Below are 13,171 nucleotides of genomic sequence, written 5' to 3'. Positions count from 1 at the left end.
AGGAGTACGCCGTGCAGACCGCGACCCCCGAGCAGCGCAAGGTGCCCCGGCCGCGTGCCGACGCTCTGCGCAACCGGGAGCGGATCGTCACCGCCGCCCGGGAGATGTTCGTCGAGCACGGCCCCGAGGTGCCGCTCGACGAGATCGCCCGCCGGGCCGGCGTGGGCAACGCCACGGTGTACCGCAACTTCCCCGACCGCGACGCCCTCGTCCGTGAGGTCGTCTGCTCGGTCATGGACCGCACGGCACGGGCGGCCGAGGTGGCCCTCGCGGAGACCGGTGACGCGTTCGAGGCGCTGGAGCGCTTCGTGCACGCCTCCGCCGACGAGCGGATCAGCGCCCTGTGCCCGATGGTCTCCAGCACGTTCGACCAGCACCACCCCGACCTGGAAGCGGCGCGCGAACGGGTCGAACGACTCGTCGCCGAGGTCATGGACCGGGCGAAGGCGGCCGGTCAGCTCCGTAACGACGTGGGCGTGGGCGACCTGATGATCGCCGCCGCCCAGCTGAGCCGGCCCCCGGCCGGTACGGGGTGCCTGAGCGCCGACCGGTTCGTCCACCGCCATCTCCAGCTGTTCCTGGACGGACTGCGGGCACCGGCCCGCTCCGTCCTGCCCGGCAGCGAAGTGACCATGGAGGATCTGCGCCGGCCCTGCGACCAGTAGCTCCAGCAGCCCCGCGACACCCGACCCTCCGGCCGTCGCCGTAGGTCAGTCGTCCCTTTTACTCGCCTTTATCCGTCACGAAGTCCCGAAGTGGGTATCCCCATGTCTGAAACAGCCGTCAAGGCTCCCGGCGTCCCGGACGCCGGACGCTGGAAAGCGCTCGTCTTCATCGCGCTCGCCCAGCTGATGGTGGTCCTCGACGCCACCATCGTGAACATCGCCCTGCCCTCCGCCCAGCAGGACCTCGGCATCTCCGACGGCAACCGGCAGTGGGTCGTCACGGCCTACGCCCTCGCCTTCGGCGGTCTGCTGCTGTTCGGCGGCCGGATAGCCGACCTGTGGGGCCGCAAGCGCACCTTCGTCACCGGCCTGGCCGGCTTCGCCGTCGCCTCGGCGCTCGGCGGCGCGGCCACCAACGAGGCGATGATGTTCGGCTCCCGCGCCCTCCAGGGCGTCTTCGGCGCCCTGCTCGCGCCGGCCGCGCTCTCCCTGCTCGCCGTGATGTTCACGGACGCCAAGGAGCGCGCCAAGGCCTTCGGCATCTACGGCGCGATCGCCGGTGGCGGCGGCGCCGTGGGTCTGATCCTCGGCGGTTTCCTCACCGAGTACCTGAACTGGCGCTGGACGTTCTTCGTCAACATCCCGTTCGCCATCGTCGCCGCGGCCGGTGCCTACCTGGTCATCCGTGAGCCCCAGGGCGGCCGCAACCGCTCGCCGCTCGACATCCCCGGCGTGATCCTGTCCACCCTCGGCCTCGTCTCGCTCGTCTACGGCTTCACCCGCGCCGAGTCCAACGGCTGGAGCGACGCGCTGACCGTCGGCATGTTCGTCGCCGCGGCCGTGCTGCTGCTCACCTTCGTGATCGTCGAGTCGAGGGTCAAGGCCCCGCTGCTGCCGCTGCGCGTGATCACCGAGCGCAACCGCGGCGGGATCTACCTCTCGCTGGGCCTGGCGATCATCGCGATGTTCGGCCTGTTCCTCTTCCTGACCTACTACCTCCAGGTCGTGAAGGGCTACACGCCGGTGAAGACCGGCTTCGCCTTCCTGCCGATGATCGCGGGCATGATCACGGGCTCCACCCAGATCGGCACCCGCCTGATGACCCGGGTCGCGCCCCGGCTGCTGATGGGCCCCGGCTTCCTGGTCGCCGCCGTCGGCATGCTGCTGCTGACCCAGCTGGAGATCAACACCTCCTACGCCGGTGTGCTGCTGCCCGGCATGCTCCTGCTCGGCCTCGGCATGGGTACGGCGTTCATGCCGGCCATGTCCATGGCCACCATGGGCGTGGAGGCGCGGGACGCCGGTGTCGCCTCGGCGATGGTCAACACCTCGCAGCAGGTGGGCGGCGCGATCGGTACGGCGCTGCTGAACACCATCGCGGCCTCGGCCACCACGTCCTACGTCGCCGACCACATCGGCGGCGCGACCTCCCGGTCCCAGCAGCAGCTGGTCCAGCTCCAGGGCCAGGTGCAGGGCTACACCAGCGCCATCTGGTTCGCGGTCGGCATCCTGGTGGCGGCGGCCGTCATCGCCCTGACCTTCATCAACGCCGGACGCCCGGGCGGCACCACCGTCACCGGGTCGGCCGCCGGCGACGGGGTCGAGGACGAGCTGCCGGTGCCGGTCGTCGCCCACTGACGCCGGACCCGGTACCCGCTCGGGCCCTTCGTTCCATCCGTGTGCGGGGGGAGGGGACGCCCTCCGCACACGGCTCCCAGGACCTGCCCCGGCCGCGCGTTCAGCGCAGCCAGGGCAGGTCCGCACCCGCTTCGCTCGGCTGAAGTCCCTCGGCGACGATCCGCATGATCTCGCCGAGGGACTTCTGCTGTCCGGGGGTGAGCCGGTCGAAGACGGCCTGGCGCACGGCGTCCACGTGACCCGGAGCGGTCCGGCTCAGCACCGCGTACCCCTCGTCGGTGAGGATGGCGAACTGGCCACGCTTGTCGGAGGGGCAGTCCTCGCGGCGGACCCAGCCGTTCTTCTCCAGCCGGGCGACCGCGTGCGAGAGCCGGGAGCGGGTGATCTTCGCGTAGCGGGCCAGCTCCGTCATCCGCAGCCGCCGCCTCGGCGACTCGGCCAGTTTGACCAGCAGGCCGTAGTAGACGTGCGGCATGCCCGCGTCGCGCTGGAGCTGCCGGTCGAGGTGGTCCTCCAGGAGGGTGGCGGCCTCGATGTAGGAGCGCCAGACGAGCTGCTCCTCGTCGGTCAGCCACCGGGGTTCGTCGTTCATGGGTCCCACTCTACGGAATTACTCCTTGAAAGTTAAACAAGTTCGGGGTAGATTGGCCCAGTAGAGATTGAGAGTTCAAGTATCGGGAGCCGTCATGACCGCCGCCACGCAGGAGCGCATGCCCGCCCTCTACCTCAGCCACGGCGCCCCGCCGCTCGCCGACGACCCGGTCTGGCCCGGCCAGCTCGCCGCGTGGGCCGCCGGACTGCCCCGGCCGAAGGCGATCCTCGTCGTCTCCGCCCACTGGGAGGAGTCCCCGCTCGCCCTCGGCGCCACCACGACCCTGCCCCTGGTGTACGACTTCTGGGGCTTCCCCGAGCACTACTACCAGGTGCGCTACGAGGCCCCGGGCGCCCCCGCGCTGGCCGAGTCGGTCCGTAAGCTGCTGCGCGCCCCCGGCACCCCCGTCCAGGACGTCCCCGACCGCGGCCTCGACCACGGCGCCTACGTGCCGCTCGTCGAGATGTACCCCGACGCCGACATCCCGGTGCTCCAGGTCTCCATGCCGACCCTCGACCCGGAACGGCTGATGGAGACCGGCCGCAGGCTCGCGCCGCTGCGCGACGAGGGCGTGCTGATCATCGGCTCCGGCTTCTTCACCCACAACCTGGCCGCGCTGCGCCAGGGCGGCGTCCCCTCCTGGTCCGCGGAGTTCGACGACTGGGGCCGGCGTGCGCTGGAGGACGGTGACGTGGACGGGCTGCTCGACTTCGCCCGCAAGTCCCCGGCGGGGCGGCTCGCCCACCCGCGCACCGAGCACTTCGCGCCCCTGTTCGTGACCATGGGGGCCGCGGACGCGGCCGGTGAGCTGGAACTGCGGCGGTCGGTGATCGACGGGTTCTGGATGGGGCTGGCCAAGCGGTCCGTGCAGTTCGGCTGAGCGCCGCCCGGGCGGGCTACAGCGGCTTCTCGTACCAGGCCACGTCCCAGTAGCGGCCGAACTTGCGGCCCACCTCGCGGTAGGTGCCGACGTACCGGAAGCCGAAGCGCCCGTGCAGCCGCGCCGACGCCTCGTTGGGCTGGGCAATGCCCGCGTAGGCGCGGTGCAGGTCCTCGCCGGCCAGCGCCTCGAACAGGGACGTGTAGAGCAGCGTGCCCACGCCCCGGCCGCCGGCGCCCGGGGCGACGTAGACGGTGGTCTCCACCGAGGTCTTGTAGGCGGGCTTGGCGCGGTAGGGGCTGGAGGTGGCGTACCCCAGGATCTCCTGTGAGTCCGCGTCCGTGGCAACCCTCAGCCGGTACGGGCCGTCTTCAGGGTGGGAGAGCAGCCAAGGGCGGCGCTCCTCCACGGTGAAGGGCTCGGTGTCGAACGTGATGGGCGTCTCACACACGTAGTGGTTGTAGAGGTCGGTGAGTGCCTTGAGGTCGTCCTCGACTCCCGGTCTGACCTGGACATCCGTACGTTCCGTCGCCATCACGCCACCTCCTGCGGCGGCACAGGGTACTGCATGATCAGAAAAATCGAGGGGCGGGTTGGGAATTCTGTCCGGATTCCAGTCGTTGTTTCCATCGGATGCAGGGCACCCGAGGAGAGTCCCCCACAGTGCTGAGCGTCCACCGGATCACTCGCTGAACCACCATCGCAAGGGAGCACGCATGGCAACCCGTGCCGTCGCCCGTCGTAAGTCCGCCACCGGCGAGACCTCCGGCGCGGCAACCAGCGTCCGCGCCAACGGCGGAGAGCTCGCCGACCGCGATCTGGTCGGCATGTACCTCGACGAGATCGCGCGTACGCCGCTGCTCGACGCCGCCAAGGAGGTCGAGCTGTCCCAGACCATCGAGGCCGGTGTCTTCGCGCGGCAGGTCCTCGAAGGCTACGAGGAGACCGGGGCGGATGCCACCCGTGAGGAACTCCAGGCCCTGATCGACGAGAGCGAGCGGGCGAAGGACGTCTTCATCCGGTCCAACCTCCGCCTGGTCGTCGCGGTCGCCCGCCGCTACCCGCGCAGCGGGCTGCCGCTGCTCGACCTGATCCAGGAGGGCAACGCCGGCCTGGTCCGCGCGGTCGAGAAGTTCGACTACCGCAAGGGCTTCAAGTTCTCGACCTACGCGACCTGGTGGATCCGCCAGGCCATCACCCGGTCCATCGCCGACCAGTCCCGCACCATCCGTCTGCCCGTCCACCTGGTGGAGGAGCTGGGCCGGATCCGGCGCGTGCAGCGCGAGTTCAACCGCGAGCACGGCCGCGAGCCGGAGCCCGCCGAGATCGCGGCCGAGCTGGGCTCGACCCCGGAGCGCGTCACCGACGTGCTCGACTGGGCCCGCGACCCGGTCTCGCTGAACATGTCGGTGGACGACGAGGGCGAGACCCAGTTCGGCGACCTGCTGGAGGACACCTCCGCCGTGTCGCCCGAGCAGTCGGTGATGACCCTGCTGCGCAGCGAGGAGCTGGACGACCTCATCGGCCGCCTCGACCCGCGCACCGCCTCCATCATCAAGATGCGGTACGGCATCGTCGACGGCCGCGAGCGCACCCTGACCGAGGTCGGCAAGGAGCACGGCCTCACCCGTGAGCGCATCCGGCAGATCGAGAAGCACGCGCTGCTCGAGCTGAAGAAGCTGGCTCGCTCGACCGGCTTCGAGGCGGCGGCGTAGCGACGGCGCGTGACGCGGGGGCGTGACGTGGCGCGTGGGGCGCACGCCGGTGGCCGAACCCCGCGCAAACATGGCCGTACAACGCTGCTTCAACCCGCGGGGGCCCGGGAAAAAGAACTCCGGGCCCGTCCGCAGGCGGCCCGGAACCACCGGCCCGCCGCCCTTGAGGACCACGTCCCGACGCACTCCCCCCGGTGCCGGGACTTTCCCGAGCCGGGCTCGGCGCCCCTCCCCCCGGGGTGCCGCAGCCCGGCTCTCTCCCTGCCGGGAGCCGAGCGGGCCGGCGGGACACCCCGAACCTGAACCCCGGGGTGGCCCGCCGAATGGCAGATTCTGCCACAGCGGCATAGCCTGCCGAAGTGAGCAGCACCATCCCCGCATTCCCCGACCCCGGGTCGGGACCGGTCTCCCTGACCGAACGGCGCAAGGCCGAGACCCGTATGGAGATCGCCCGCGCGGCGGCCCGCCTCTTCGTCGGCCAGGGCCTCAGGGCCACTCGGGCCGAGGACATCGCCCGCACCGCCGGAATCGCCCCGCGTACCTTCTACCGCTACTTCGCGGCCAAGGAGGAAGCCGTCGCCCCGCTGTACGCCCTCGGCGCCGAGCGCTGGGTGCGGGCGGTCCGCGACGCCCCGGCCGAGCTGTCCCCGCCCGAGGCGCTGGAACACGCCGTCCGGCACACCCTGACCCCGGGCGCCGGAGTCTCGGCCGCCTCCTGGGAGTGGGCCCGCACCCTGATCCGCCTGGCCGGGAGCAGCCCGGCGCTGCGCAAGGTGTGGGCGGAGGTCTGCCACAGCACGGAACGCGGACTCGTGGAGGCGCTGGCCGCGCGGATGTCCGGCGGCGACGACAACGTTGCCGCACGCCTCGCGGCCTCGCCCCGGCTCCACTTCGCGGCCGCCGTGGCGGGCGCCGCCGTGCGCGTCGCGGCGGAGCACTGGGCGACGTCCGGCGAGACGGCCCGCAGCCCGCTGGACCAGGCCCTGCGGAACCTGACGGACCTCCGCGGCTTCACGTGGGAGGACGAACCGTCCGGACGGGACTGAGCCGCGCCGTCACCCGGCGCCCGGCTCCGCGGCCCGGCCCAGCCGCGCCCCCAGCTCCCGCACCCGGTCCACCAGTTCCGCCGGCTGCCGGACGCGGAATTCCAGCCCCGTCATCGCCAGCCGCACCGCCATCCACTCGGGTGCGTCGGACACCGTCGTCCGCAGGACGCACGAGGTGCCGCCGTCCACCGCCTCCGGCGCCCCGAGCCACTGCGGCAGCCGTGCCGCGACGGCCTCGGCCGGTTCGAGGAAGAGGACCTCGATCCCGTACGAGTCGTTGCGCCGCTGCATCGAGCGCCGCAGGTATTCGGCCGCGTCCCCGGTGGGCAGCTCCCGCGGCGTAAACCGGGCGCCGGTGGCGAAGGGTTCGCTGACCCGGTCGACCCGGAAGGTCCGCCAGTCGTCGCGGTCGAGGTCGTAGGCGATCAGGTACCAGCGGCGTCCCGTCGACACCAGCCGGTAGGGCTCCGTCACGCGCCGCGACTCGGTGCCGTCGCCCGCGCGGTAGGCGAACCGCAGCCGCTCGTGTCCGGCCACCGTCGAGGCCATGACGGTCAGTGTGCCGGGCGCGATGCTCGGGCCGTCCCCGCTGGTCAGCGGCGTGGTCGCGGCCTGGAGCGTGGTCACCCGGTGCCGCAGCCGGGACGGCAGCACCTGCTCCAGCTTGGCCAGTGCCCGCACCGACGCCTCGTCCAGGCCCTCGACCGCGTGCCCGGCGCCCGCGCGCAGCCCGACCGCGATGGCCACCGCCTCCTCGTCGTCGAGGACGAGCGGCGGCATCGCCTTGCCGGCCACCAGCCGGTATCCGCCGTCCGAGCCCATGGTGGCCTGCACGGGGTAGCCCAGCTCGCGCAGCCGGTCGATGTCGCGCCGGACCGTGCGGCGGGAGACGCCGAGCCGGTCGGCCAGTTCGCCGCCGGGCCATTCGCGGGGCGTCTGGAGGAGGGAGAGGAGCGTCAGCAGCCGGGCCGGGGTGTCCGTCGTCATGGCACCGAGGATGCCGCACATCTAGGACGTGATCCGTCCTACTGCCGCCCTAACTTCCTCGCATGACCTTCACGCAGACCCCGGACACGCCACCCGCCCCGCCTGCTTCACCCGCCCCGCCCGCTTCACCCGCCCCGCCCGCGGGCGACCGCCGCCGCTGGTTCGCCCTGGCGATCGTGATGACCGCGGCCTTCATGGACCTGGTCGACGTCACCATCGTCAACATCGCGATCCCGTCGATCCAGCGGGACGAGGGCGCCTCCGTCAGCCAGATCCAGTGGATAACGGCCGGCTACGCCCTCGCCTTCGCCGCCGGTCTGATCACCGGCGGGCGGCTCGGCGACATCCACGGCCGCAAGCGGGTGTTCCTCATCGGCATCGCCGGGTTCACCCTGGCGTCCGCGCTGTGCGGTCTGGCGGCGAACCCGGAGATGCTGGTCGCCTCCCGCGTCCTCCAGGGCGCCATGGCGGCGCTGATGGTGCCGCAGGTCCTGTCGATCGTGCACGCCACCTTCCCCGCGCACGAACGCGGCAAGGTCTTCGGCCTGTTCGGCGCGATCGTCGGACTCGGCGCCGTCTCCGGCCCGCTGCTGGGCGCGCTGCTCACCGAGTGGAACCTCTTCGGCCTCGAATGGCGGCCCATCTTCCTCATCAACCTGCCGGTCGGCATCGCGGGACTCGTCCTCGGCAGCCGCTTCATCACGGAGTCCAGGGCGCCGCGCGCCCTGCGGCTGGACCTGGTCGGGGTCGCCCTGGTCACCCTCGGCATGCTGATGCTGGTCTACCCGCTCACCCGCGGCGAGGAGCTGGGATGGCCGCTGTGGGGGTACCTGTCGATGGCCGGCTCGCTCGTGGTCCTCGCGGTGCTGGTGGCGTACGAGCGGCGCAAGAGCGCGCGGGACGGCTCGCCGCTGGTCGAGCTGTCGCTGTTCAGGGTGAAGAGCTTCGCGGCCGGTATCGCCGTGCAGACCGTCTTCGGTATCGCGCTCGGCGTCTTCTTCCTGGTGTGGACGCTGTACATGCAGGTGGGACTCGGCTGGACCGCGCTGCGGGCCGGACTGACCGGAGTGCCGTTCTCGATCGCCGTCTCGGTGGCGGCCGGGGTGTCGGTGCAGCTGCTGGTCCCGCGCTTCGGACGCAAGGTGCTCCAGGCGGGCGCGCTGGTGATGGCGGCCGGGGTGCTGCTCTACATCTGGGAGTCCGAGCGCTACGGCCTCGGCATCGCGTCCTGGCAGATGGCACTGCCGCTCACCGTGATGGGCGCCGGCATGGGCCTGATCGTCGCGCCGCTGACCGACGCGGTGCTGTCCCAGGTGCCGCGTGAGCACGCCGGGGCCGCGTCCGGGCTCATCAACACCGTGCAGCAGATGGGCAACGCGCTCGGCCTCGGCCTGGTGTCGGTGGTCTTCTTCGGCACGATGAGCGACCACCTCACCCCCGCCCGCCTGGGCCCGGCCTACGCGGACGCCTTCCAGAACGCGCTGGGCTGGGTGGCCGGGGTGATGGCCGTCATCTTCCTGCTGATGTTCGCGCTGCCCAAGCGGCCCGCGCAGCACGTGGAAGGGGCCGGGGCCAAGGAGCCGGCGGAGCAGAAGGAGCCCGCGCTGCTCTGAGCCCCAATGTCCGGGCCTCCGCTGCCCATGCCCGTTCATGCCTGAGCGTGTCCGAGCGTCTGTGTTTCTCTGTTTACATTCCGGAAAACCGGGGTTAGCCTCCCAGAGAAACCACAGGTTCGGGCATGGTTCGGAGGTGAATGGTCATGTACGCAGCGGAGCGGCAGCAGGAGATCCTCCGGCTCGCCCGGGACAGTGGCCGGGTGGACGTGGTGTCGCTCGCCGAGGAGTTCCAGGTGACGGCGGAGACCATCCGCCGCGACCTCACGGCGCTGGACCGCGCCGGACTGCTCCGCCGGGTGCACGGCGGCGCGATCCCCGCCGGGCGGCTCGACTTCGAGCCCGACCTCGCCGAGCGCGAGTCCACCGCCGCCGACCAGAAGGACCGGATCGCCAAGGCGGCCCTGGCCGAACTGCCCACCGACGGCACGCTGATCCTCGATGCCGGCTCGACGGTGGCCCGTATCGCGGCGGCGATCCCGGCGGAGAGCTCGCTGACCGTCGTCACCCACAGCCTGCCCATCGCCGCCCGCCTCGCCGACCACCCCGGCATCCAGCTCCACCTGGTCGGCGGCCGGGTCCGGCACCGTACCCGCGCCGCCGTGGACGCCTGGGCGCTGCGCGCGTACGGCGAGATCCGCGCCGACGTCACGGTGGTGGCGGCCAACGGCTTCTCCGTCGAGTACGGCCTGACCACCCCGGACCTCGCCGAGGCCGCCGTCAAGCGGGCCGCCGTGGCCGCCGCCCGCCGCGCGGTGCTGGTCGCCGACTCCTCGAAGTACGGCCAGGAGCACTTCGCCCGCTTCGGCGCCCTGCACGACGTGGACCTGCTGATCACCGACAGCGGGCTGAGCCCCGAAGACGCGGGCGACGTCGAGCGCGCCGGCACGGAAGTGGTACGCGCATGATCCTCACCGTCACCCCCAACCCGTCCCTGGACCGCACCTACGAGGTCCCCTCGCTCGACCGCGGCGAGGTCGTCCGCGCCACGGGCGAGCGCGTGGACCCGGGCGGCAAGGGCGTGAACGTCTCGCGGGCGGTGGCGGCGGCCGGCCGGCGCACCGTCGCGGTACTGCCGCTCGGCGGGGCGCCGGGAGCACTCGTGGCCGACCTGCTGGACGCCCAGGGCATCGAGGTCGCCCCGGTGCCGGTCGCCGGGGCCACCCGCTCCAACATCGCGCTCGCCGAGGCCGACGGCGTCCTCACGAAGATCAACGCGCCGGGTCCCGAACTGTCCGCCGCCGAACGGGAACTGCTCCTGGAGACCGTACGGAGCCAGTCGCCCGGCGCCGACTGGATCGCCTGCTGCGGCAGCCTGCCCCGCGGCCTCGCCCCCTCCTGGTACGCCGAGCTGGTCACCCGGGCGCACGCCGCCGGTGTCCGCATCGCCCTGGACACCTCGGGACCCGCCCTGCTCCAGGCCCTGCGCGAGCGGCCCGACGTGGTCAAGCCCAACGCCGAGGAACTCGCGGAGGCGGTCGGGCGCCCCCTCGCCACGGTCGGCGACGCCGTGAAGGCCGCCGAGGAACTGCGGGAGCTGGGCGCCCGGTCCGTGCTCGCCAGCCTGGGCGCCGACGGGCAACTGCTCGTGTCCGAGGAGGGCACGTGGTTCGGCAACGCCCGCGTGGACGCCGTACGCAGCAACGTGGGCGCCGGTGACTCCTCCCTCGCCGGGTTCCTGATCGCCCGGGGAGCGGGGCCCGGCGCCCTCGCCTCCGCCGTCGCGCACGGCGCCGCCGCCGTCCGGCTGCCGGGCAGCGTGATGCCGGCGCCGGACGACCTGGATCCGTCCGCCGTGACGGTCACCACCGAGGTGCCGACGGACCGCGCACTGCGGGAGCCGGCGTCATGACCCCCGACCCCGTCCCCGGCCGCCACCGAAGCGTCCCCCTCCCCGCCCCCGCCCCGCACCCCGTGTTCCGGGCGATACGCGAGCTAAGGAGCCCGCGATGAGCGACATGATCAGTGCGGATCTGGTCGACCTCGACCTGTCCGCCGACACCAAGGAAGCGGCGGCGCGCGCCCTCGCCGAGCGGATGGCGTTCCGGGGCCGGGTGACCGACCTGGAGGGCTTCCTCGCCGACGTGGCCGCCCGCGAGGCGCAGATGCCGACCGGCCTCGACGGCGGCATCGGCATCCCGCACTGCCGCAGCGAGCACGTCACCGAGCCCACGCTGGCCTTCGGGCGCAGTGCGCGGGGCATCGACTTCGGGGCGGCGGACGGCCCGGCCGACCTGGTCTTCCTGATCGCCGCACCGGCGGGCGCCGACGACGCCCACCTGACGATCCTCTCCGCCCTGGCCCGGCAGCTGATGAACGCCGAGTTCACCGACGCGCTGCGCGCGGTGGGCGACCCGGCGGACGCGGCGGCGCTGATCCGCGGCGAGGAGCCCGCGGCCGCCGCCGGCGACGAGGACTCCGTGGCGACCCCGGCGGCGGCCTCCGCCGGGGCCGCCACGGTCGGCACCGGTGACCGGGAGGACCCCGGACCGTCCGGGCGCCCCTTCCGGATCGTCGCCGTCACCTCCTGCCCCACCGGCATCGCGCACACCTACATGGCCGCCGAGTCGCTGGAGAACGCGGGCCGCGAGGAAGGCGTCGAGGTCGTCGTGGAGACCCAGGGCTCGGCCGGGTTCGACCGGCTGGACCCCGCGGTGATCGCGGCGGCGGACGGCGTGATCCTCGCCCATGACGTGCCGGTGCGCGAGAAGGACCGCTTCGCCGGGAAGCCCACCGTCGACACCGGCGTCAAGGCGGCCATCAACCGGCCGGGCGAGCTGATCGGCGAGGTGCGCGGGAAGGCGGCCCGCGGCGAGGTCACGGCGGCCGGGGCGACGGATCCGTCCGGTGCCGCCGGTGCGACGCCGGTCGAGCGGGGCGGCGAGTCCGGCGAGGGGTACGGGACGAAGCTCCGCAAGTGGCTGATGTCCGGCGTCAGTTACATGGTGCCGTTCGTCGCGGCGGGCGGTCTGCTGATCGCCCTGGGCTTCGCGATCGGCGGCTACGAGATCAACAAGGCGCCGTCCGTGATGGACCACTTCGTGTGGAGCCAGGCGGACAGCTGGGCGGCCCTGCTGTTCCAGATCGGCGGCGTGGCCTTCGCCTTCCTCGTTCCGGTGCTGGCCGGCTACATCGCCTACGGCATGGCCGACCGGCCGGGCCTGGTCCCCGGCTTCGTCGGCGGCTCGATAGCGCTGACCATCGACGCCGGTTTCCTCGGCGGTCTGGCGGCCGGTCTGATCTCGGGTGCGGTGGTGCTGGCCATCCAACGGGTGCGCATCCCGAAGGCGTTGCGCGGCATCATGCCGGTGGTGGTGATCCCGCTGATCTCGGCGGCGGTCGTCGGGTTCCTGATGTTCGTGGTGATCGGCAAACCCATCGCGTCCGCCCAGTCGGCGATGACCGACTGGCTGAACGGCCTGTCCGGCGCCAACGCGGTCCTGCTCGGCGCGCTCCTCGGCCTGATGATGTGCTTCGACCTGGGCGGCCCGGTCAACAAGGTCGCCTACACCTTCGCCACCGCGGGCATCGCGGTCGCCAGTCCCAGCGACTCGGCGATGAAGATCATGGCGGCGGTGATGGCGGCCGGCATGGTCCCGCCGCTGGCGATGGCCCTGGCCACCACCGTGCGAGGCCGGCTCTTCAACGCCGCCGAGCGCGAGAACGGCAAGGCCGCCTGGGTGCTGGGCGCCTCCTTCATCTCCGAGGGCGCGATCCCCTTCGCCGCGGCCGACCCGCTGCGGGTCATCCCGTCCTCGATGGTGGGCGGCGCGGTCACCGGCGCCCTGTCGATGGCCTTCGGCGCCACGCTGCGGGCCCCGCACGGCGGCATCTTCGTGGTCCCGCTGATCGGCAATCCGCTGCTCTACCTGGTCGCCATCGCGGCCGGCGTCTGCGTCACCACGGCCCTGGTGATCGTCCTCAAGGGCCTGCGCAAACCGGCGCGGGGGGCTACGGCCCAGGGGTCCGGCGGCGCGGACCCGTCGGCCCCGGCACCCGGGACGAAGCAGCCGGTGGCCGCGTAGAGCCGGGGCG

At 72.6% G+C, this 13,171-nt stretch carries 12 protein-coding genes; 9 read left to right on the top strand and 3 right to left on the bottom strand.

Annotated features, from left to right (window positions below):
- Positions 1-11 precede the first annotated feature (11 nt).
- Both ACZ67M_RS30195 and ACZ67M_RS30190 read left to right on the top strand, forming a co-directional pair.
- Entirely contained in the window at positions 12-665 is a 654-nt protein-coding gene (locus ACZ67M_RS30195; protein ID WP_469853643.1) for a TetR/AcrR family transcriptional regulator, read from the top strand.
- Positions 666-767: 102 nt separating this feature from the next.
- The gene (locus tag ACZ67M_RS30190) at positions 768-2,303 is read left to right on the top strand and encodes an MFS transporter (protein ID WP_161326720.1); all 1,536 of its coding nucleotides are present in this window, start codon (positions 768-770) and stop codon (positions 2,301-2,303) included.
- 100 nt (positions 2,304-2,403) lie between these two features.
- Here the strand turns inward: ACZ67M_RS30190 and ACZ67M_RS30185 are convergent, their stop codons facing one another.
- Positions 2,404-2,895, bottom strand: coding sequence for a MarR family winged helix-turn-helix transcriptional regulator (locus ACZ67M_RS30185; RefSeq protein WP_122617532.1), 492 nt, complete (start codon positions 2,893-2,895; stop codon positions 2,404-2,406).
- 94 nt (positions 2,896-2,989) lie between these two features.
- Here ACZ67M_RS30185 and ACZ67M_RS30180 point away from each other — a divergent pair, with 94 nt between their 5' ends.
- Complete coding sequence (locus ACZ67M_RS30180) at positions 2,990-3,775, top strand: dioxygenase family protein (protein WP_469853642.1); 786 nt, start codon at positions 2,990-2,992, stop codon at positions 3,773-3,775.
- A 16-nt stretch (positions 3,776-3,791) separates the two neighbouring features.
- Here the strand turns inward: ACZ67M_RS30180 and ACZ67M_RS30175 are convergent, their stop codons facing one another.
- Positions 3,792-4,310 (bottom strand): GNAT family N-acetyltransferase, encoded by a 519-nt coding sequence (locus tag ACZ67M_RS30175; protein ID WP_392102597.1) that lies wholly within the window; start codon positions 4,308-4,310, stop codon positions 3,792-3,794.
- A 181-nt stretch (positions 4,311-4,491) separates the two neighbouring features.
- Between ACZ67M_RS30175 and ACZ67M_RS30170 the strand changes: the two genes are divergently transcribed.
- Positions 4,492-5,490, top strand: coding sequence for a sigma-70 family RNA polymerase sigma factor (locus ACZ67M_RS30170; RefSeq protein WP_122617530.1), 999 nt, complete (start codon positions 4,492-4,494; stop codon positions 5,488-5,490).
- Positions 5,491-5,849: 359 nt separating this feature from the next.
- Positions 5,850-6,536 (top strand): TetR/AcrR family transcriptional regulator, encoded by a 687-nt coding sequence (locus tag ACZ67M_RS30165; protein WP_469853641.1) that lies wholly within the window; start codon positions 5,850-5,852, stop codon positions 6,534-6,536.
- Between the two features lie 9 nt (positions 6,537-6,545).
- On the opposite strand, the gene ACZ67M_RS30160 is transcribed toward ACZ67M_RS30165, so the two are convergent.
- On the bottom strand, positions 6,546-7,523 hold the full coding sequence (locus tag ACZ67M_RS30160; RefSeq protein WP_450734098.1) for a helix-turn-helix transcriptional regulator: 978 nt from the start codon (positions 7,521-7,523) through the stop codon (positions 6,546-6,548).
- A 62-nt stretch (positions 7,524-7,585) separates the two neighbouring features.
- Here ACZ67M_RS30160 and ACZ67M_RS30155 point away from each other — a divergent pair, with 62 nt between their 5' ends.
- The 4 genes from ACZ67M_RS30155 to ACZ67M_RS30140 all read left to right on the top strand — a co-directional run bounded on the left by ACZ67M_RS30155 (position 7,586) and on the right by ACZ67M_RS30140 (position 13,161).
- Complete coding sequence (locus tag ACZ67M_RS30155) at positions 7,586-9,136, top strand: MFS transporter (protein WP_469853640.1); 1,551 nt, start codon at positions 7,586-7,588, stop codon at positions 9,134-9,136.
- Positions 9,137-9,282: 146 nt separating this feature from the next.
- On the top strand, positions 9,283-10,044 hold the full coding sequence (locus tag ACZ67M_RS30150; RefSeq protein WP_469853639.1) for a DeoR/GlpR family DNA-binding transcription regulator: 762 nt from the start codon (positions 9,283-9,285) through the stop codon (positions 10,042-10,044).
- Positions 10,041-10,988 (top strand): 1-phosphofructokinase, encoded by a 948-nt coding sequence (gene pfkB / locus ACZ67M_RS30145; protein WP_392017320.1) that lies wholly within the window; start codon positions 10,041-10,043, stop codon positions 10,986-10,988. The genes ACZ67M_RS30150 and pfkB overlap by 4 nt, the downstream gene beginning before the upstream one ends.
- 97 nt (positions 10,989-11,085) lie before the next feature.
- The gene (locus ACZ67M_RS30140) at positions 11,086-13,161 is read left to right on the top strand and encodes a PTS fructose transporter subunit IIABC (RefSeq protein WP_469853638.1); all 2,076 of its coding nucleotides are present in this window, start codon (positions 11,086-11,088) and stop codon (positions 13,159-13,161) included.
- Positions 13,162-13,171 lie beyond the last annotated feature (10 nt).

The organism is Streptomyces sp. NPDC107500 (assembly GCF_055582785.1).
The sequence above is the reverse complement of the archived record's forward strand: the minus strand, read 5'-3'. Positions and strand labels throughout refer to the sequence as shown.

Bases quoted from the DNA above. Each gene is read 5' to 3' on its own strand.
- ACZ67M_RS30190 (WP_161326720.1), top strand. From the start codon at position 768: ATGTCTGAAACAGCCGTCAAGGCTCCCGGCGTCCCGGACGCCGGACGC.
- ACZ67M_RS30185 (WP_122617532.1), bottom strand. From the start codon at position 2,895: ATGAACGACGAACCCCGGTGGCTGACCGACGAGGAGCAGCTCGTCTGG.
- ACZ67M_RS30180 (WP_469853642.1), top strand. From the start codon at position 2,990: ATGACCGCCGCCACGCAGGAGCGCATGCCCGCCCTCTACCTCAGCCAC.
- ACZ67M_RS30175 (WP_392102597.1), bottom strand. From the start codon at position 4,310: ATGGCGACGGAACGTACGGATGTCCAGGTCAGACCGGGAGTCGAGGAC.
- ACZ67M_RS30170 (WP_122617530.1), top strand. From the start codon at position 4,492: ATGGCAACCCGTGCCGTCGCCCGTCGTAAGTCCGCCACCGGCGAGACC.
- ACZ67M_RS30160 (WP_450734098.1), bottom strand. From the start codon at position 7,523: ATGACGACGGACACCCCGGCCCGGCTGCTGACGCTCCTCTCCCTCCTC.
- ACZ67M_RS30155 (WP_469853640.1), top strand. From the start codon at position 7,586: ATGACCTTCACGCAGACCCCGGACACGCCACCCGCCCCGCCTGCTTCA.
- ACZ67M_RS30150 (WP_469853639.1), top strand. From the start codon at position 9,283: ATGTACGCAGCGGAGCGGCAGCAGGAGATCCTCCGGCTCGCCCGGGAC.
- pfkB (WP_392017320.1), top strand. From the start codon at position 10,041: ATGATCCTCACCGTCACCCCCAACCCGTCCCTGGACCGCACCTACGAG.
- ACZ67M_RS30140 (WP_469853638.1), top strand. From the start codon at position 11,086: ATGAGCGACATGATCAGTGCGGATCTGGTCGACCTCGACCTGTCCGCC.